This window comes from Streptomyces sp. NBC_00988 (assembly GCF_045162645.1).
Lineage (GTDB): Bacteria > Actinomycetota > Actinomycetes > Streptomycetales > Streptomycetaceae > Streptomyces.
In genome coordinates this window covers 8938348-8960071 of record NZ_CP108730.1, presented here as the reverse complement: position 1 = coordinate 8960071, position 21724 = coordinate 8938348, and the positions used below count along the sequence as shown (strand labels likewise).

The following is a 21724-nucleotide window of genomic DNA, read 5'->3' as shown; positions in this document are numbered from 1 at the left end:
CCAGGTGACTTTCGAGGTTGATCTGGCCGGGGGTGCTCTGCCGCAGCGGGGTGCCGACGGCGGGCGTGGTGACCAGGTGCAGCATGCCGACCGCGTTGCCGTCGGCGTCGGTGATCACCGGCGAGTAGATCCCGCCGTCCACCTGCATCGGCAGAGTGCCGCGCAGCACCTGCTCCGAGAGGAAGTCCGAGACCTGCCCGGCGGCGGTGTCGTCCAGATCGGCGTGGAACGTCTGGCGGACGTGCTCGTACAGCGCCCTCGGGTCGATCACCGAGTCGACGCCGTAGAGCGGGAGATCGGCCATCGCGGCGGGCGCGGGCAGCGAACCCGGCGCCGGATCGGCGGTGGTGAGGTGCCGCGGGAACCAGATCGTGGTCGGACCGTGAGACTCCGCCGTGCCCCATCCGTCCGGTGCCGGGGCGGTCGTGGTGGTGGGCGCGGTGACGGCCGGCGCGTCGACACGCACGCGCCACCGGGTGCTGAACTCCACAGGATCAGAAGGCTCGTTGGAGCGCTGGGAGGACGTGGTCTGCACGGCCTGGGTGACGGTCGTCGCGTCGCTGGCCTGGTTGTGGGTGATCGCCGCCGTCAGCGATCCGTCCACCGCCCGCACCGCGGTGGGCGCCGTGATCGGCCAGGACCCGGTCCACGGCACCTGGAACGTCCGGTACGTACCCGACGGCTGGCTGGAGAAGTTCTCCCGCGTACCGAACCCGCGCCGCTCGACGTGCTTGTCCGGGTCACGCGGGTCGAAACGGCCCTGCCGCAACGAGGCCCGGGCATCGGAAAGCGTCAACTGAACGTCGACCGTTCGATCACGGCCGCCGACCTGGACGGTGATGCGGAGACCGCCGTTCGAGCGCAGATACGGCAGTTGGAGCGCGAGGTTCTCCCGGGTCAGCTCGCCCCGCACCTGCTCGCGCACCGATTCGGGCGGGTTGTCGGCATCCAGCCCGAGCGCCTCGTAGACCTGCCCGTGCAGCCCCTCGATCACCTCGTCGGAGAACGGCTCCGCGTACACCAGCCCGACGGTCCCGTCGGGAAGCGCGCCGTACGAGTTCACGTAACTCGACGGAAGTTGGACATGCGCGGGCGGCTGTGCCGTCGGGGCGTTCGAGACGGGCCAGGTGAGGGGGGCGTCCGTGGGGATGGGCGTGGCGTCGGGGTCGCGGACAGGCGTCGTCTCGTCCTGGCCCGCGTGGTCGTGGAGTTGGGGGCCGGCCGCGGTGACGTTCTCGATCGTGCGGAGGTAGCGCTGCGGGATGTGGACCGGGGTCTGGGTGCTGGCCATCAGGCCGGTGGTGTGGACGGTGGTGCTGTTCGGGTGGTTGCGCAACAGGAAGTCGTTGTCGCGTTGTTCGTCCGGCAGACCGAGGTAGTGCAGGACCTCGTGCAGGAGGTCCTCGTCCGAGTGGTTGGCGTCCAGGTGGAGTTGGTCGGCGCGGCCCGGGTTCTCGGAGTCGGTGAGAGTGATCGTCTCGGGGTGACCGGAGTCGGCGATCAGGTTCAGGTTGATGTGGAGCTGGTCACCTGAACTCGGCAGCGCGAGACCGGAGTTCAGGTGCGTGTCCAGGAGACGCGTGATGCGCTCGTTGAGCTGCTGGGTGAGGGCCGGATCGGTCGCGGTGACCGGGAGGTTGAGCGTGTAGTCCCGTATCCACTGGCCGTTGGGGGCCTGGATACGACGGACCTGCGTCCGGATGAGAGTCGTCGCACCGCTGAGAGCCCCAGGGCGGGGCGAGTTGGACTGGTCGGCGTGCGGGTCGAAACGCTCCGTGCTGTGAACGGCGGGACGGGCGTGCGGACGCAGGCCGTGCCACGTGTCCTTCGGAGCCGGGTCGGCGACGCGGGACGCAGGCAGGTCGTCACCGGCGGCACGGGTCGGCGCGGGACGGTAACGGCCGTCCGGCTGAACGCTGTTGGCGTCCTCGGGACCCCGGGGTGCCTTCGACGGGGTGATGTTCGCCGGGGCGGCATCCGGGTTCGCGTCGCTCGCGCTGTAGTGGTTCAGGCCCGTGTAACGGACCTCCAGCGCTGGGGTGTTGGTGGTCGTCGGGCCGTAGCGCAGCGTGATGCCACGGGGGCCGGCGGGTGTGGTGGTCACCGGTTCGAAGACGTGGATCGGGGCTTCGAGGGTGTCGGCGAGCAGCGGCAGGAAGGTGTCGCCGACCGGGTCCGCCCACGAGTCCGACCAGGTGTCCACCGCGCTGTCGAGCAGGCGCGCCTCGCCCTGGGTGAGGGGGACGGTGCTCCGGTGATAGCCGGCGGTCAGCAGCCACCGGCGTTCGGCCGGTGTCATGGCGGTGGGCGTCGGCAGCGCGCCCATCGACCGCAGATAGGCGAACATCCGCCGGTTGCTCGGTGGGTTGCCGGTCAGTGGAGGCGGTGCGCCCGGTGCCGTGATGGCTCGTGCGTAACGGGTCTGGAGGTCGACCGGGTCCAGGTCCTCGGTGCGGGTGACACCCTGGATGCCGTACACGTTCAGCTGGTTGGCGACGGCGGCGTCGGACGCGTTCTCCACCAGGTCCGCGAACTCGCCGGCGAGGACGCCCCGGAGCTGGCCGAGCACCTGCGGCGGGAGCGGGCGGCTGCCGTCGCGTGCCGCTGCCAGCCGAGCCCGGACCAGGGTCTGCAACCCCCGCTGCGCGGCCCGCAGATGGCCTGTTCCCCGGTTGGTGGTCTGCGGCCGCGCCGCGAGTGTCGTGAGGGTGTGCCGTACGTCGTCGGGCCGGGCGAGCCAGGCGGCGGTGGCCGCGGAGAAGGCCGGGTCGGCCTGCCGCAGGCGGGTGCGGACCAGGTCCGGCGCGCTGCCGATGACGGCGTAGAGGAGGCAGTAGCCGTCGCCGGGGGTCGCGACGACGCGGCCGGCGGGGGCCACGTAGGGAGACTGCGGGGCGGCCGGGGTCGTGCCGGGGAGCGGGGGCGACTGGACGGGCGAGGACTTGGCGTTGCCCTTGCCCTTGTCGAGGGCCGTGTTCTTGTCGGTGGCAGGCTTCTTGCCCTTGTTGTCGTTGCCCTTGTCCGTCTTGGCGTTGCTCGTACCGGACTTGGGCGGCCCGCTCTTCTTCGGCTTCGGCTTCGGCGCGGGCGTCGTGGTCGTCGTGGTCGTCGTGGGGTTCGTCCCCGTGGTGCCGGTCCCGGCGTTGGTGGTGCCGGTGACGGCGGTGGGCGGGGTGTGGGTCTGGCCGCCGGCCGGGAGGGGTGCGGCCGGGCCGTCGGGGGTGGGCCAGCGAGGCGAGGTGGTGGCGAAGGTGGTCCGCAGGGACTGTTCGGGGGTCGGGGCGCTGTCCTGGACGTCGCCGGCCAGGTCTCCCAGCGCGTCGGTGGCCGCCATCTGGTCGGCGGCGGCGCGCTGTTGCGCGGTGACGACGTCGGCGATCTCCTTGTCGCGGTCGGCGACTTCGTCCGCGGCCTCGGCCACCTCGCGCCGGGCGTCGGTCTCCTTCTCCGTGGCGAGCTGGAGGTCGTCGGCCGCGGCGGCCTCGGCCTCCGCGTCCTTCCGCTCCTTCGCCACGGCCGCCCCGTGCTTCGCCTCCTCCGCGCTGATACGGTCCGGGCCGACCTCGACGATGTGTTCCGCCCGCTCCAGCACCGGCCGTGCCGCGGCGAGCGCGGCGGTGGCCTGCTGGATCGCGTTGTCGGCGGCGGTGATCGCCGGGAGCACGGCCTGGACGCGAGGGTCGCCGGCGACATCGGGCGCCGGGGTGTGGGAGCGCGGGGCGCCGGATGCGGCAGGGGGCGGGGCGGGAGTGGTGCTCGACTGCCCGTTGTTCGCGGCCTGTTGGGCGGCCCGTGCCGCGGCGGCGCGCTCTTCGCGCACGGTGTTCTCGGCCTGCGTCAGCGCGGCCAGGGCCGCCTGAAGATCGCGGTGGCCCTTGGTCTCGTCCCGTTCGTGCTGCCTGATGACCGGCGGCAGTGTCGTCGCGGTCCGTCGGGCCTCCGCGAGGTCCCGCTTCAGCCGCTCGACCAGTGCCTCCGCCTGGCGCGCGGCCTTGGCGGATTCGGCGGCCGTCTTCCTCGCCCCGGTATGGGCGGTGGTCGCGTCCGTGACCTCGCGCTGCGTCTCCTCGTGGGTTTCCACGGCTTCCGTGTACGCCTGATTGGCCTCCCGGCGGGCGGCGAGGCGGAGGTTCAGCAGCTGCGGGGTGTCGGCGAGCGTGTCCGTGGCGGTGTACAGAAGTTCGGCCTGGGCGTCGAAGGCGTCCCACGCGACGGTCAGGTCGGGGTCGGCGGTGACGAGGGCACCGTCAGGGTTGAACTCCCAGCGGCGGATGCCCCGCGGGTCACGGGTCATCAGCTCCAGCGGCCGGTTGCCGAGCACGGCCGCACGCGAGGCCCCGTAGAGCGCCTGGCCGAGCCGCGTGCCCTGCGGGTCGGCGCCCAGGGCCACCCAGACCTGCACGCCGTGACTGCCCGCCGGGATCGCGGAGTTGAGACGTTCGGGCAGAGTGTGCGGTTCTACGGTGGCCCAGTCGGGGACGAGCGCGGGCAGGTCGTGGAGGTTCGGCGGGGTCTCCGCCGGGGTGAGCAGGCCATGGCCGAGGAGGTCGCGTTCCTCGATGCGGAGGGTGACGGTGCCGGTGACGTGACGGGTGCCCTGCGGTCCCTCGACGAGCAGGTGCGCGTCGACGTCGACGACGTAACTCCGGGTCCCGCGCGCCCCGTTGGCGGGCGCGGCGGTGCTGCCGGACTTCAGCCAGTCACGGCGGCTGCCGGTGGTGGTGCCGCCGAAGGCCGAGGGCTGGGTCTGCCGCTGCGCGACCGGGACATTGACCCCGCCGAGCTGGCGATTGTTGTCCTCACCGCTCAGGCGGTACGTGAGCGAGGTCGCCAAGGAGTGGTCCGCGCCCGCGGCGGTGCTCACCGTGTCGGTCGTGTTGTGGAGCTGGTCGAGCGTGACATCGTCGGCGTTGGTGGAACGGCGCGGGTTGTAGAGCGTCACCGCGATCGACGGGGCCTGCTCCGGCGCCCCTTCGAAGGGTTGGGTGCCGGGCATGGTGCGGGTGAGGTCGGCGGCCAGCCGGGGACGGTCGAGGCTGACACGCCCGGCCTGGATCAACTGGCCGAGCCGGACGGCCTGTCCCTCCACCGACACGGAGGTGATCTGCGCGTGCCAGCCTCCCAGGCGGCGCGGCGCGACGTTGTTCAGCGCCGTCTCCAGATGCGCCCAGCCGTCGAAGTGGAACGCCGGGGTCGGCCCCACCGGGTGGAACATCTGCGCGTCGGTGAGATAGAGCCCGGCGGCGGGGCCGGCCGGCAGCACGGTGTTGCGCGGGTCGGCGCCGGACTCGGCGGACGGGGCGGTCACCGTGGGCGTCGGTACGGGCACGTTGGTCTCGGTGCCGGTGAACCGCAGCGCCAGGCGGACCGGGACGGTTTCGGTGCGCGTGTTGCCGCCCGCCAGCATGCTGTCGATCCACTGGCGTACGTCCCCGTCCGCGTCGGCCCAGGCGATGACACCGTTCTGGATGAGACCGCCGATGACGTTCGGCGGCCAGTCGACGACCAGCGCGGAACGGACCGTCAGCTCGTAGTCGTACTGGAGGCCGTCGAAATCGGCGCCGTTGTCCGTACGCAGCCAGAAACGGTTGTCGGCCGTGGTCGCCCGCCGGGCCGAGATGGTGCCGGCCGACTGCGGGGTGAACCCCACCTCCGCGCGGTCCGTCGTCAACGGATCGGGACCCTGGTCCGGACGGAGATAGCGGACCCCCGGCGTGACCGGCAGCTGCGCCTGCTCGGCCGCGGCACGAACGGCGCTGCGGCCCGCTGCGGTGTGCGACTGCCACTGTTCGAGGCCCGAACCGGGCGTGGAGGTGCCCCGGACACCAGCCAGGTTCTGGGCCGCCCGGGGCCTCGCCCGCAGCATGACCTCGACCAGCCGCTCACCGCCGTAACCGTGGTGGCGGAAGTGGAAGCGGGTGGTGGCCGGGTGCGGGGTGCCGTCCGGGCCGCGTCCGGGCAGTGAGCGCAGTCCGCCGGTTGAGGTGTGCTGGGTGATCCGGCTGAGCACACCCTGCTGGTGGCCGGAGTGCCCCGGGGTGAACACTCCGGGTGCCTCGGTCTCGACCAGGGCCCGCAGCCGACGCCCGACCTGGCCGCGCCGCTCCACCTCGTTGTTGAGCTGCACCAACGGGATCGCACCGGCGGCGGGTGCTGGGGCCCCGGCGGGTGCCGGGGTGGGGACGTTCTCGTACTCGCTGACCGAGAGGACGCCACCGAGGCCCAGTTGCCGGTTGCGCACGTACGACGCCGGCAGCGGAGCCTGGCCCTGGACGGGCTGCGGGGTGAGACCGGTCACCGAGCCCATCCACCGTGCGTCACGGTCGAGTTGGCCCTGGGTCATGAGGAACTGGAGCCCGTCGGGAACGTCCACCGCGAAGATGACGGGGTCGATCGTGCCGGCGTCCAGGATCCCGCCGCCCAGCGTGCGGGAGCCGGCCCGGACCGTGACCACATAGGTGACGTCGGCGACCACCCGGTGCAGGTCGCCGCTCTCGGTGGGGGTGCGGTTGACGCCCGTGCTGGCGGCGAGCGTGTCGGAAGTGTCGGTGCGGGACACCTTGTTGAGCCGTACCGCCGGGCTGAGCTGGTCCTTGTTCGGCTTGGCGGGGCCTTCCGCCACCGGTGTGGTCGAGTTCTGGGTGGCCGACCCGGTGCCGCCGAACTGGTGCGACTTTCCGAGGGACTTGAGCTGCTGGGCACTGTCGGTGGCCGAGACGCCGGTCTCCAGGTACTGCCGGGTCGTGTCCAGCAGGCGGGGCCGGTGCGCGACGGCCTGGATCTCCAGCGAGTACTGCCCGTCCGCCATCGTCCCCGGCAGGCTCAGGCCCTCAACTACATAGGAATTCTTGAACAGTTCGTGCCCGTGCGCGACAAGACTGCCCGGCGTGATCGCCGCGTGCCGGGTCTCGGCGGCGCGCGTCGTGTTGTCCAACAGCCCGTGCCCGGCGAGCGGGAAGAGGCTCGCGCGCTGCGGCGCGGCCGGGGCGGGTGCCGTGCCGGGGGCGGTGACCGGGAGGATCGGGCCGGTGGCCGGGGTGGGGGGCGTCGTCTGCTGGGCCTGGTGGCGGATCTCCCGGGCGGCCCGCTGGAAGACGGACTCGATGGCCGCGGAACCGCGCACGGTGTCGATCAACGCGTCGTCCGGTATCTGCACCAGCTCCGGACGCGGGGTGCCCGTGGCATCGGTCCCGTCGAGACGGGCCGTGTCGACCGCGTTGACCGGACGCGGCGCACCGTCGGCCCGTACGGGCGGTGCGGGAGTCGTCGCGGGTGCGTGGGTACGGCCGTCCGGCACCGCCAGCCGCAGCGTGCCGGTGACCGTCGGCGGGACGGGCGGCACGGGGGCAACGGCAGGCGCACCGGCGGCAGTTGGAGCCGGGGCAGCGGCCGGTGCCGGGGCGGCGGCCTGGTTCAGGTTCCGCCCGAACCGCTCGCTCGGCTCGACCCCGTCGTCCGCGTACAGGTCCAGGGCCAACCGCACCGGCACGTCGAACGCGTGGCTGTTCTGGTTGGTGGCGATGAAGAACTGGTCGTGGCCGGTGGCGCCGCCCACGGTGTCGCCGTGCGTGATCTGCCCGCCGTACTGGTAGTCGCCCCCGAACGCGATGGACCCCCAGCTGCGCAACGGCCCGCCGACACTGCCCAACGCCCCGAACGCACCGCTGTACGACTCACCGCGCTGCTCGGCGTCACTGCCGGCCATCTGGGCCAGACCCATGACCTGGATACCCGGCAGAACCAGGTCATGAATGCTGGGCTGCCCGGTGTCCCGTTCGGCGGTGAGCAGCAGGCGGACCCGACGGACGCCCGTGTCGGAGCTGTTGGGCACCTCGAAGTGCAGGGCATGGCCGCCGTCGACCATGGCGTCGGTGGCGGCGCGCAGCCCGGTTTGGGAACGGGCCTCCTTCAGCCGGCGCAGGTTGTTGAGCTGGGCGTGCAGCCGGATCTGGTGCTCGGGCTCGTGGCCGCGCACCACGCCGTGAGCGGAGGGCAGGAAGCCCTCGCGGCGCAGCCACGTCTCCGCCTCGTCGAACAGACGGTCCGTGCCGGTCACGTCGAGCGGCGCCGCGCTCAGCCCGATGCCGTCCAACCGCTCCAGGGAGTCCGGGAGTTGACGCGTCTCGGCGGCCGTCGGCGTGTGCCCGGCGGCGGTCGTCCCGCCCAGGAGCCGTAGATCCATGCCGTGCGGCCGGCGAAGCGCGGGCGCGGGCAGCCGGTTGCCGTCCGGCCGGATCAGGGTGACCCGGTAGGTGACCGCGGTGGGGGCGAGCAGATGGCTCTGGTTGGTGCGGATGGCGTGCATCGTGCCGGCGGAACTGCTCGCGCTGTACGTGTTGGTGACGGTCGCCTGCCCCTGCACGCGCAGACCGAGGCTGCCGCCGATCATGCTCGACGCGTCCGGATGACCCTGGCTGTGGTCGCCGGTGAGGGCGACGGCGGCGGTGCCGCTGACGCCGATCCCGCTGGTGTACTTCGAGGAGAGGTCCACCTTCGCGGTGTTGACCAGATGGCTCTCCAGGTTGATCTGGCCCGCGGTGCTCTGCCGCTGCGCGGTGCTGGTCCCGGGCTCGGTGACCAGGTGCAGCATGCCGACCGCGTTGCCGTCGGCATCGGTGATCACGGGCGAGTAGAGCCCGCCGTGGATCTGCATCGGCAGCGTGCCGCGCAGCACCTGCTCGGAGAGGAAGTCCGCGACCTGTCCGGCGGCGGTGTCGTCCAGGTGGGTGTGGAACGTCTGGTGGACGTGCTCGTACAGCGCCCGGGGGTCGATCACGGAGTCGACGCCGTAGAGCGGGAGAACGGTCGGCGCAGCGGGCGTGGGCAGCGAACCCGGCGCCGGGTCGGCGGTGGTGAGGTGCCGCGGGAACCAGATCGTGGTGGAACCGTGCGACACCGGCCCACGCCACCCGTCCCTCGCCGGGACGGTGGCGGGCGCGGTCGGCGCGGTGGGCGTCGCGGTGACCGCGGGGCCGTCGACGCGCACGCGCCAGTGGGTGGTGAACTCCACTGGATCCGAGGGCTCGTTGGAGCGCTGGGCGGACGTGGTCTGGACGGCCTGCGTGACGGTCGTCGTGTCACTGGCCTGGTTGTGCGTGATGGACAGCGTCACCGACCCGTCCACCGCGCGCACCGGCGTCGGCGCGGTGATCGGGAACGTACCGGTCCACGGCGCCTGGATCGTGCGGTACGTCCCCGACGGCTGGCTGGAGAAGTTCTCCCGCGTGCCGAACCCGCGCCGCTCGACATGCTTGTCGGGATCACGCGGATCGAAACGGCCCTGCCGCAGGGAGGCCCGCGCGTCGGAAAGCGTCAGCTGTACGTCGACGGTGCGATCGCGTCCGTCGACCTGGACGGTGATGCGGTGACCGCCGTTCGAGCGCAGGTACGGGAGTTGGAGCGCGAGGTTCTCCCGGCTCAACGCATCCCGCACCTGCTCGCGCACCGCCTCGGGCGGGTTGTCGACATCCAGCCCGAGCGCCTCGTAGACCTGCCCGTGCAGCCCCTGCATCACCTCGTCGGAGAACGGCTCCACGTACACGAGTCCGACGGTCCCGTCCGGGAGCGCGCCGTAGGAGTTCACGTAGCTCGACGGCAGTTGGACCGGTCCAGGCGGCTGTGCGGTCGGGGCCTGGGAGGTGGGCCAGGTGAGCGAGTCCTCGGTGGGGATGGGGGTCGTGTCGGGGTCCAGCGCGGGGGTGGTGGTGTTCTGGCCTGCGTGGTCGTGGAGTTGGGGCCCCGCGGAGGTGACGTTCTCGATCGTGCGGAGGTAGCGGCGGGGAATGTGGACAGGCGTCTGGGTGGTGGCCATGACGCCGGTGGTGTGGACGGTCGTGCTGTTCGGGTGGTTGCGCAACAGGAAGTCGTTGTCGCGCTGTTGGTCCGGCAGACCGAGGTAGTGCAGGACCTCGTGGAGCAGGACCTCGTCCGAGTGGTTGGCGTCCAGGTGGATTTGGTCGGCGCGGGCCGGCTTCTCGGTGTCGGTGAGGGTGATCGCCTCGGAGTGCGCCGGGTCGCTGATCAGGTTGAGGTTGATGTGGAGCTGGTCGCCCGAACTGGGCAGCGCCAGACCGGAGTTGAGATGCGTGTCCAGAAGACGCGTGATGCGCTCGTTGAGCTGCTGGGTGAGGTCCGGGTTCGTCGTGGTGACCGGGAGGTTGAGCGTGTAGTCCCGTACCCACTGGCCGTTGGGCGCCTGGATACGACGGACGGTGGCCCGGACGAGTGTCGTCGCACCGCTCAGAACCCCCGGCCGGGGCGGGTTGGACTGGTCCGCGTGCGGATCGAACCGCTCGGTGGAGTGGACAGCGGGACGGGCATGGGGACGCAGGCCGTGCCAGGTGTCCTTGGGCGCGGGGTCGGCGACACGGGACGCGGGCCGCTCGTCGTCGGCGGCGCGGGTCGGCGCGGGACGGTAACGCCCGTCCGGCTGAACGCTGTTGGCGTCCCCGGGGCCTCTGGGTGCGGGCGCCGGGGTGATGGTGTTCGGGTCGACGGTGAGGGGTCCGGCGTCGGTGGCGTTGTAGTGGTTCAGGCCCGTGTAGTGGACCTCCAGGACCCGGGTGGCCGCGGGTGAGCCGACGCGGGTGACGGTGCCGAGGCCGGTCGACCGGTCCGGCCGCAGTACCTCCACGGCGACGTCCAGGGTGTCCGCCAGCAGCGGGAGGAACAACTCGCCCTGGTTGCTCTCGTACGCCCTGGACCAGTTCTGGACGGCGTCGAGCGCGTGGGCCAGTTCGGCGTCGGTGAACTGTGCGTCGCTGACGGTGTATCCGTGCCCGAGCAGCCTGCGGAGCTGGTCGTCGGTGAGGCGGTCCAGCGTGGGCAGCCGGCCGGTGTCGCGCAGGTAGGCGAACGTGTCCTGGACGCTGGGCTGCGCCGGGCCGATCGCGTTGTCACCGGTCAGCGCCTCGATGTAGAGCGTGTCGAGGTCGTCCCGCTCCAACTGGTCCGGCTCCGTCACCCCCGTGATGCCGTACTCGTCGAGGGTCGCCAGGAGTTCGGGCCGGTCCATGGTCGCCGTGCGCCCGTCGAACCACCCCGCGAGCGTCTGCCGTACCTGGCCCACCACCTCGTGCGGCAGCGGGCGTCCGCTGCGCGCGGTGAGCAGTCGGTCCTCGGCGAGGATACGCAGCTGGTCGGCCGCGAGCATCAGGTGCCGGCCGGCCGGGGGCATCGGGGTGCCCGGCCGCCACCGGGTGAACTGGGCCAGCCCGGCGCGGACTTGGTTCGGGTCGCCCAGCCAGGCGTGGGTCTCCGGAGCCTGGGTCCGCAGTTCGGGCAACCGGTCGCGGACCCGGGCCGGGTCGGTGCCGATGAACGTGTAGAGGATGCATCGGCCGTCACCGCGGGTCGGCACCAAGTTGCCTCGCGGCGCCCGCACTTGGAAGTCGGCGGGCCGGGGGGCGGTGGGGACGGAGGACGTGGGGTCGGATGAAGTCGGGTCGGACGACGTGCCGTTGGTGTCGTCCTGGGCGGCGGCCTTGCCCTTGCCCTTGTCCTCGGTCTTGGTTTCGGTCTTGGGTGCGTCGGTGTCCGTGTCCGCCGGTGCGCTGTGCAAGTCGGTGGACGTGGTGGTGGTGTTGCCGACCAGGGCGTCGAACGCGCTGTCCTGGGCGGAGGTCGTACCGGGGTCGCCGGACGTGCCGTCCTGGTCCCCGCCGGTGGTGTCCTTCGGCGGGACGAGAGACGTCGGATCGGGAGTGGTCAGTTCGGTGTCCGCGTCCGAACTGTCGTCTCCCCCTGAATCCTCGTCCCCCGAATCCTCGTCCCCGGTGGTCGAGTTGTCGCTCTCGGAGATGGTGTCGTCGCCGGGGAGCGGGGTGTTGTCGGTGGAGGGACCCGCCGTGCGGGGGCGGCCCGAGCCCGGCCAGCGCGGGGTGACAGAGGCCAGCGTCGTGCGTGATGTGGGCAGCGTCGAGGGGCCGTGGGCCAGCACCGGGCCGGCCGTGAGGGGCAGCGCGGTCTCCGCCGCCGCCCGGCGGGCCGCGGCGTCGTCGCGCTCGCCGAGGGCGACGCCGATCCGCGTGTCGATCTCGCCGAGCGTCCGCGCCGCCCGCTCATGGTTCTCGCGTGCGTCCTCGTGGACCAGGGCCGCGTCCGCCGCGAGCCCACGGGCCGTGCCCGCGTCCGCACGCCGGGTGCCTGCCGTGGCCCGCACGCCGGGGAGCTGCGCCCGCGCCTCGTTCAGAGCCGCCACATCGCGGTCCAGGCCGGCCTGAGTGTCCCGGAGCGCGGCACGGTCCCGCTCAAGCCCGGCCCGCACCTCGGCGAGATCGGCGTCCAACTTGCCGACCTGAGCGGTGACTTCGGCGATCTGCTCGGTCAGACGGGGGTCTACGGCGGGGGCGGGGGCGGGGGTGTCGTCCCCGACCGGCGGTCCTACGACCGTGTCCGGCGCGGGTTCTACGACCGTCTCCGGTGCGACGGTGTCCGACGTGATCGGGCCCGGCACCGGAGTGTTCTCCGTGTCGCCAGAACCGGAGCCGGAGGCCCTCGTGTTCGAGGTCTCGGCGGCGCGGGCCGTGAGGTCGGCCAGTTGGCGTCGGGCGGTCTTGGCCTGGGCGCTGAGGCGTATCTCCTGGCGCTCGCCCTCGGAGACCGCGTCGGTGAGCGGGCCGATCGCGCGGCGGGCGTCGGAGATCCCGCCGGTCAGGGTCTTCTCGCGGTCGACGAGCTCGCGGAGGTCCTGTTCGGCCTGGTCCGCGTTCCGCTCGGCGGTGGTCGCGGCCGTGTCGGTCCGGTGGGCCTCGTTCGCCGCGTCCGTCAGCGCGGTGACCGCGTCGTTCAGGGTGTCCTGCGCGTCGGGCCGCAGCTCCCGCTGCACATGTTCGTCGTGGAGCGCCGCGCTGTGGTCGTCCTCGGCCCGGTCGAACGCGGTGGCCTCGCGCTCGAAGTTCTCCCATGCCTGGTCCAGGGACACGACACCGGTGGTGGAACCCGACGCCGTGTCAGCCGTGGTACCCGTGTCCGGCGCCGCGAGATCGGTATCCGGCGGCCCGGTCAGCGTGCCGTCCGGGTCGAAGGACCAGACGCGCGGGCCCTCCGGGCCCCGGGTGACGAGTTCCACCGGGCGCCCGTTGTCCCGGGCCGCGCGCGACGCCGCGTAGAGGGCCAGGGTCAGGCGGGAGCCGTCCGGGTCGGGGCCGGTGGCCACCCAGAGCTGGAAGCCGTCGTCGGTGAGGTCGACGCCCGCGTTCAGGTTGTTCCGTACGTCCCGCAACCGGGTCGTCGCCCAGTCGTGCGGCGCGGTGTTGGTGCCCTCGGTGAGCAGGGCCGGGAGGTCGTAGACCTGGGGAATCGGACGGGGCTCGGTGATGCCGTGGCCGAGGGCGTCGCGCTCCTCGATGCGGATCGTGGCCGTACCGGTGACATGGCGTACGCCCTCGGGGCCGGTGACCTCGATGTGGACGTCGGCCCGTACCTCGTAGCTGCGGGTGCCGCGGCCGTCGGCGGGCAGGCTGGTGCTGCCGGTCTTGAGCCAGTCGCGGCGGCCGCCGGAGACTCCGCTGCCGAAGTTGCTCGCGTCCACGGGCCGTTGGAGCACCGGCGGGGTCGCGCCGAGGAGGTTGCGGTCGGGGTCGTCGGCGCTCATGACGAACGGCAGCGACAGCCCGGCGGTGGTGTCGGCGCCGGAGACCGTGCTGCTGCTCTGCGTGCTGATCCGCAGCCGGTCGAGGGTCACGTCGCCGCCGTCGGTGACCACCCTCGGCCGGTACAACGAGACGGTGAGGGTGGGCCGTTGGTCCGGGGCGTTCTGCAAGGGGAACGCGCCCGGCATCGTCGGCAGCATGCCGCCGACCTGGCGGGGTGTGTCCAACGAGATCGTGCCGGCCTGGATGAGTTCGCCGAGCCGTACCGACGCGTTCTCGTCGGAGGTCGACGCCGGCACGGAACGCCAGCTGCTCCCGGTGTCCGGGGCCACCTGGTCGAGGGCGGTGTACAGCTCGCTCCACCCGTCGAAGCCGTAGACCGGGACGGAGCCGGTCGGGTGGAACAGGTCCGCGTCCAGCAACGCGGGCTGTGCGGCGGGCAGTTGGCGGGGGTCGACCCGGGACACCGAGGGCGGCGCGGGCGCGGGCAGCGGGGGTCGGGTGCTGTCCGTCTCGCTGCCGGTGAAGCGCAGGCTCACCTGGGCCGGTACCCGGACCTGGCCGCCGAGTTCGCCCGAGAGGGTGCGGCTCAGCCAGGAACGGGTCTGCGGGTCGGCGTCGTCCCAGGCGATGAACCCGCGCTGCACCAGCGCGCCCACCACGTTCGGCGGCCAGTCGGCGACCAGCGTGGAGCGGACGGTGGCGACCAACTCGTAGTCCAGGCCGTCGAAGTCGGCGGCACTGTCGGTGCGCAGCCAGTACCGGTCCTCGGCGGTGCGTCCGCTTTTGTCGACCTTGCTGGACGAGGAGACCACAGTGGCGGAGGGGCCGAGCCGGTCCGTACGGTCGTCGGCGTCGGGGCGGCTGAAACGGGCCGTCGGGTTGCCGGTGAATCGGTGTGTCCGGCCCACCGAGGAGGAGAGCGAACGGCCCTCCGCCGTGTGCGAACCCCACTGCTCTATACCGGACTTGTCGCCCGGTACGGCGGTGCCCCGCACGGCGCCCCGGTCCGCGGCGGTGCTCGTGGGACGTGCCGAGAACGTCACCTCGACCAGGGCCGCCCCGCCGAACCGGTGGTGCCGGAAGCTGAACCTGGTCTGTCCGCCGCCGCGCCCGACCAGGGCCCGCTTCCCGGCGACACCGGTGTTGTCGGCGATCAGCGCGGCGACACCGGGCAGGTAGGAGGCGTGGCCGGGGGTGGTCACACCGGGGGCGTAGCGGTCCACCAACTGCCGTACGTCGTTGTGGAGTCGGGAGCGCTGCTCGATCGGCGGGGTCGGTGTCGCGCCCGTGCCCGGGTCGGAGAACTCGGTGACCGAGTTGACCGCGGCCAGGCCGAGGGTGCCGTCGTGGACGTATCGGTCGGGTAGGGACGGGCTCGTCAGACCGGTCGTCGACGGGTCGGCCGGGCGCTCGGGCAGGGCGCCCATCCACCGCCCGTCGCGGCGCAGTTGACTCTCCGTCATCAGGAACTGGAGCCCGCGCGGCACGTCCACGGCGAGCGTGACGGTCTCCCCGGGCCCGAACCCGAGGGAGTTGGCGACCACGTTGCGGTGCCCGGACCGCACGGTGATCAGGTAGGTGACGTCGGCCGTGATCCGGTGCTGGAGGCCCGACTGGGTGGGCGTGCGGTTGGTGCCGGTGCCGCTGGTGAGGGTGTCGGACTTGTCGCTCTTGCGATCGTACTGGTAGCGCCCGGACGGGTTGAAGCGGGACGGCGTGGACGGCGTGGGTGCCGGGGAGCCTGCGGGCTGCGAACTCGGGGTGGAAGTCGGCGGGTTGTTCTGGGTCGCCGAGCCGCCCACCCCGAACTGGTGTGTTTTTCCGAGGCCCTTGAGCTGCTGCGCCGAGTCGGCGGCGGAGATGCCGGTCTCCAGGTACTGGTTGACGCTCTGCGTCAGCCGGGGCGTGTGGGCGACGGCCTCGATCTCGATCGCGAGCTGACCGTCGGCACCGAGCCCGGGCAGCGTCAGCCCCTCCACCACATAGGTGCCGCTGAAGATCTGGTGCCCCCGGCCGACCAGCGAACCGGGCGAGAGCGCGGTGGTACGGGCCTCGGCGCTCACGGTGGTGGTGTCGCCGAACGGACTCCCGACCAGCGAACTGCTCAGGAACCCGGTGACGTTGTCCACCAGCCGTGCGACGCGGCCGGGTTGGGCGGGAGCGACGGGGGCGGGAGCGGGCGCCGGTTCCAGATCCGGGGTGGGAGCGGTGACCGTGTCGGTGTCGGGAGCAGGGGCGGTGACGGTGTCCGTGCCGGTGATGGTTTCGGGGGCGGTGACAGTGACGGGAGGGACGGCCGGATCGTCGCCGGTGTCGATGTCATCACCGGTGATTGTGCGAGTGTCGTCACCGGCATCGGAGTCGCTGTCGGAGTCGCTGTCGCTGTCGACACCGTCGCCCGTGACGATCCGCCGGAACGCGTCCTGAAGCGCCGCCGAACCCCGCACCACGTCGATCACGGCGTCGTCCGGGATGCGGACCACGTCCGGATGCGGCGCGCCGGTGGCCGGGTCCGTCATGGCCAGGCGGTCCCGGTCCTCCTGCGTGACCCGCCGTACGGTGAACGGCTCACCGTCCGGCGCGGGCTCCGCATCGGCCTCGACCTCGGCCTCGGCCTCGGCCAGCGTGCGCTCGTGCGGTACGGCCAGCCGGATCGTGCCCGCGACACCCCTCTCCTGCGGGGCGTCCAGGCCCAACTCCAGGTCGGGCTCGCCGTGTTGGGCGTGCGGTTCCACCTCGCCGAACCGGGCCACGGGTTCCTGGCCCGAGCCCTCGTACAGGTCGAGTGTGAGGCGGGCCGGTACCCCGAACTCGTGGGTGTCCTGCCCGGTGCCGATGAAGAACTGGTCGTGGCCGAGCGTGGTGCCGGTGGTGTTGCCGAGCGTGGCCTGGCCGACGTACTGGTAGTCGCCGGTCGCGCTCAGGGTCCATGTGCCGCCGTGCGGTGTGGGCACGGTGAGCCCGCCGCCGAACCCGGCGCCCAGGCCGTAGGTGTTGCCGAGCCGGGCGGTGGCGCCGCCCGCCGCCTGCGCCAGGCCCATGACCTGGATGTTGGGCAGCACCGTGCGGTGCTCCACCGGCCGGCTCGGGTCGCGCTGCGCGCCCAGCTCCAGCCGTACCCGGCGCCGTCCCGTCACGGAGGGGATCTCCAGGAACAGCGAGTGGCCGCCGTCCACCATGGAGTCCGTCGCCGCGCGCAGCCCGAGCGGGGAACGCAGCTCCTCCAGCCGCCGCAGATTGTTCAACTGCGCCTGCACCAGCGTCTCGTCGGGCAGCCGGCCCCGGCGCGGGGCGTCCGCCGGCGGTGGCAGGAAGCCGCGGTTCCGCAGCCAGGTCTCCGCGTCGTCGAACAGCGGATCCGCGTCGCCCTCGTCCACCCCGAGCGGCGCGATGGACTGCCCGATCGACTCCAGGTTGTCCAACTCGGGCGCCAGCACGCGTAGTTCGTCCGGACCCGGTTCGTGCCCCGCCGCGTCCTCGGCGCTGAGCACCCGCAGGTCGAGAGCGTGCGTCCAAGTGCCGGGCGTGTAGGTGGAGATGGAGCCGTCGGGCCGGATCAGGGTGAGGGTGTACTCGACGTCGGCCTCGGTCAGCAGATGGCTGCGGTTGGTGCGCACCGCGTGCATGGTGCCCGCGAGGTTGCTGGTGCCGAACACGTTCTGCGCCGCGAGACTGGCGGTGCCCTTGCCGTTGACGGTGCCGCCGATGCCGTGGGAGGCGTTCGGGTGTCCCGCGCCGTGGTCGTTCGTGAAGGTCGGACCGACGCTGCCGGTGAAGGTCACCCCGCTGTTGAACGACGTGTTCTGGTCGTTCTTCACCGAGTTGACGACATGGCTTTCCAGGTTGATCTTCTTGTCGAGGCTCTTGGCCACCGGGGTGGTCCCCCGGACCGTCGCGTCCAGCCGCATCATGCCGACCGCACGTCCACGCGCGTCGGTGAGCACCGGCGAGTACAGTCCGCCCTCGACCTGCATCGGCAACGTGCCCCGCAGGATCGGTTCAGCCAGGAAGTCCGCGAGCTGGGCCGACGACGTGTCGTCCAGGTCCTCGCTGAAGTTCGCCGCGGCCCCCTCGTACAGCCGCCGCGGATGCAGCACCGAGTCCACGCCGTAGATCGGCAGCGTCCTGATGTCGGCGGGTTCGGGCAGCGCCTGACCGGGATCGCTGTCGGCGTCCACGAGGTGCTGCGGGAACCAGATGGTCACCGACCCGTGCTGCTCGGCCGGACTCCAGTCGGACGCGGGATCGGGGTCGGCGACGACAACAGCCGTATCCGGCACGCCGGTTGCGTCGGTCGTATCTGTCGTGTCTGTCGTATCCCCCGCGTTCTCTACGTCCGTGTCCTGGGCCGGCGCGGCCACGCGCACCTGCCAGTTGTCGGTGAAGTCGTAGGCGCGGGAGGGCTCGTTGCTGCGCTGGGCGCTGGTGGTCTGCACGACCTGGGTGACGGTGGTCGAACCGTCCGCCTGGTTGTGGGTGATGGTCGCGCCCAGCGCGATGTCCACCCCGCGGACCGGGCCCGCCGCGGCGATCGGTATCGAACCCGTCCACGGCACCGGGATCGTCGAGAACGTGCCGGACGGCTGCGCGGAGACGATCTCCCGGGTGCCCTGCCCGCGCCGCTCCACATGCTTGTCGGGATCGCTCGTGTCGAGCGCGCCCTGCCGCACGGACGGCCGCCTGTCGTCGAGCGTCAGCCGTACGTCCACCTCGTGGTCGACGCCGCCGACGTCCAGGACGATGCGGTGACCGCCGAGACTGCGCAGATACGGCAGGTTCAGCGCCATCTGCTCCGCCGACAGCACGTCCCGGAGCTGCGCGAGCACGGGGTCGTTCGGTTCCGGAGCGGGCCGGCCGAGCGCCGTGAGCACCTGGCGGTGCAGCCCGTCCACCACGTCCGGCGCGAACGGCTCCACGTGCACGAGCCCCACCTGGCCGTCGTGCCGCCGCCCGTAGCCACCGAGGTAGGAGCCACTGCGACGCCCACCGCCGACCACCACCTCGGTCGGCGGGGTGGTGTCGCCCTCCGGGGAGGTCAGGGTGATGTCCGGGACCGGCACGACCGCGGGGTCGGTCTCCGTCTCGGTCTCCGTGTGCGTGTCCGTATGCGTGTCCGCCGGATCGACGTCCGGCGAGTCCGTGTCATGGGTGTCATGGAGCCCCGGCACGGGCGTGGACGTGGTGGCCACCGGGGTCGGTACGGTGTCGTCCTGATCGGCCTGGTCGACGGCGGGGGTGAGCGGGGCGGGCGGGTCCGCGCCGGGCGCGCCCTTGACCGGTCCCCGCCGTCCGGGACCCCGGTGGTCGTCCGCGGGGTCGCCGACGAGGGTACCGATCAGTGCGAGGTGCCGGGGCCTCAGCCCACCGGACGCGTACGCCGGGTCCGGTGCGGGCGTGAACCGCGTGGGGTCACCCATCAGGCTGGACGTACCGCCACGGTGCGGGGCGGCCGAGTCGAAGCCGCTCTCGTCGCGCAGCCCGACCTGATGGCCGATCTCGTGGGCCAGGTCGGAGTCGGAGATGTCGGCCGGCCAGGAGTGGTGAGTCGCCGGAATCCCGTCCGTCGGGTCGGTGAGGGTGACGTCGAGGTGCGCCGTCTCGCCGGGGGCGGCCGGCACGACGGTGACGTGCAACTGGCTCCCGTCCCCCAGCCGGTGGCCCGGGGTGTTGAACACCCGCTGCACACCGTCCGTCAGCCGCTGCTGGACGCCGTCGACCTGCGTCCCCAGGCCCGGGCTGCCGGTGAGCCGATAGGTCACGGTGAGATCGGTGACCGGCACCCCGTCGTGGGTGAAACGCCGTACGGCGAAACCGGCCCGCACCACGTACTGGGTACGCGTGCCGTCCGCCCCGAGGGGCCGGGAGACCGGATCGACCCAGGTGTGACTGCGCTCCGAGGGCGTGACTCCGGCCCGAGCGTCCTCGAAACTTCCGGGCTCCGGCGTGGAGTTGGGGGTCACAGAGGGGGTGAGATCCACGGGCGGCACGGGAGCGGGCGTGCTGTTCGGCTCCGGTACGGCGGTGGGATCGGAGGAGCTGGTGGTGGTCGTCTCCGCACTCGGTGCCGGGGTCGCGGTGCCCGAGTGGGACGGCTGGGTCGCCTCCGGCACGGGGGTCGTGTCCGGTGCCGAACTGGTCGTGGGGGGCGCGGTGTTGCTGGTGGTGGCGACGGGGGTGGGCAGGTCGGAGCCGGTGTTGCCGACAGTGCCCGTGTCCGTGCCAGTGTTGCTGACGGTGCCGGAATCGGAGTGGGAGGTGTCGATGCCCTCCGTGCTCGTGCTGTTCGAGCTGCCCGTGCCAGTGCCGACGTCGTTCGTGGTGTCCGTGCTGGTGCTGTCGGAAGTCGTGTTCTCCGGGCGCCCCGTTGTCGTAGTACGCGGGTTGCCACCGCTGTGCGAGGGCGTACCTGAACCGGACGTCGGACTGCCCGAGTTCGTGCCCGTACCCGTACTCGTGGTCGGCGGTACGACGCTGGTGTTGGACCCGCTCGCGACCGGAACGTCCGGCGAGGGAGCCGGAGTTGAGGTGTTCGAGGTATCCGAGGAGGTCGACGTGTCGTTCTGCTGACCGGTCCCCTGCGCCTCGTCGGTACCGCCCGTATCGACCTGTTCCGGCGACCTCGTCGGCGTATTACTCGTGGGCGAACTGCTGGTCGGCGTGTGGCTCGTAGGCGTGCTGGACGAGGAGTTGCCCCCGCCGGACGTGCTCGTCGTGCCGTGCGGGGCGTTGTTCTGGAGGTCTCCCCCGTCGATCTTCACGTCGTCGACGTGGGTGTCGGTGGACTCGGTCGGCGGGGTGTTCGTGGACGTGCGTTGGGGGGTGGTGGTCGTCGACGAACTGCCGTTGTTCGAGGTCGTGTTGACGGGGCCGGGGCCCGACGTGGTGGACGAGTTGGACGACGGGCCGTTCGTCGAAGAGTCGTTGTCGGGGCCGGAGTTGGAGTTGGAGTTGGAGTTGGTGTCGTCCGGGATGTCCGCCGTGCCCAGAGTGTTCACCTGTGGCGGGGTGGTGAAGTTGAACTTGTTGCCGATCGCGCCCGCGCCCTGGCCCAGGTGGCGTTCGCTCATCGAGCTGAGGCCGGCGCCCAGGAAGGTGTTCAGGGGGTCGATGGGGAAGCCGTAGATGGACGCCGTGGCGATCTCGCCGAGCGTCTCCGCGCCGCCCTCGGTGAGGAAGTGCTCGAAGTCCTCGCCGAGTTCGTGCTTCACCTTGTCGCCGAAGGTCTTCGGCTTCGGTGTGGGCGTCGGGTTCGGCGTCGGGGTGATGTGCGGGGTCGGCGTCGGATTCGGCGTGGTCTTCGGGTTCGGCGTCGGTGTCGGCTTCGGGTTCGGCTTGGTGTTGAGGTCCGGGTTGTCGAACTTGTGGTTGTTGAACTTCTTCCCGTTGCCGCTGATGTCCTTGAACGGGTTGTGGGTGTTGAAGATGTTCTTGAAGTTGTTCTTCAGGCCCTTGCCGAGGTCGTGCAGCAGGCCGTGGAACAGGCCGGTGAACGCGCCGAAGACACCGTCCTGGATGATCTGCGACCAGTCGAAACTGTTGGGCCGGCGGCCCTTGGGCGCGCCGAGCATCATGGCCAGCCGTACCGCGAAGGTCGTGAACGCCTCTTCGATCGCCTCGGTGACGCTCGGCATCAGATGCGTCTTCTTCATCAGCCATTCCATCAGCGTGAGAATGGCGACCCGGCTGCGGGCCTTCGCCACCGCGGCCTGGCTGGAGGCGGAACCCCCGGTGAAGGCGGACAGCACCGCGATGACCAGCAACTCGATGAGCAGCCGGACCAGTTCGGCGATGATCTGCCACTTCGACTCCATGATGTCCATGGAGGACTTGGTCCGGGACTGCCCGATGCCGTCGAGCTGGTCGGCGAACTCCCGCAAATAGTTGACGCCGCCGCTGTCCAGGAACATGTGCATCGCCCGCACATAGTTGTTCCCGACCTGCGGCGGCAGCGCGCGCCCGACCCCACCGGTGGTCTGCTCGATCAGGTCCGAGAGGTCACGCATGCGCCGGCCCAGCCGCTGGTACGGCTTGCCGTTGGCGAACGCCATGTCCTCGTCGGCCTGGAGGAACTTCTCGCCGATGAGCACGAACATGAGGTTGTTCAGCTGGGGCGACGCGTGGATGGTCAT

Annotated in this window: 1 protein-coding gene (cut by a window edge); it reads right to left on the bottom strand. The window is 71.8% G+C overall.

Annotated features, from left to right (window positions below; translation table 11 throughout):
- A protein-coding gene (locus OG496_RS40940; RefSeq protein ID WP_405974436.1) for a hypothetical protein crosses the window boundary here: on the bottom strand, positions 1-21724 show its 5' portion. The gene continues 15134 nt to the left of window position 1, outside the view; only the first 21724 of its 36858 coding nucleotides appear in the window; the start codon lies at positions 21722-21724; its stop codon lies off the left edge, out of view.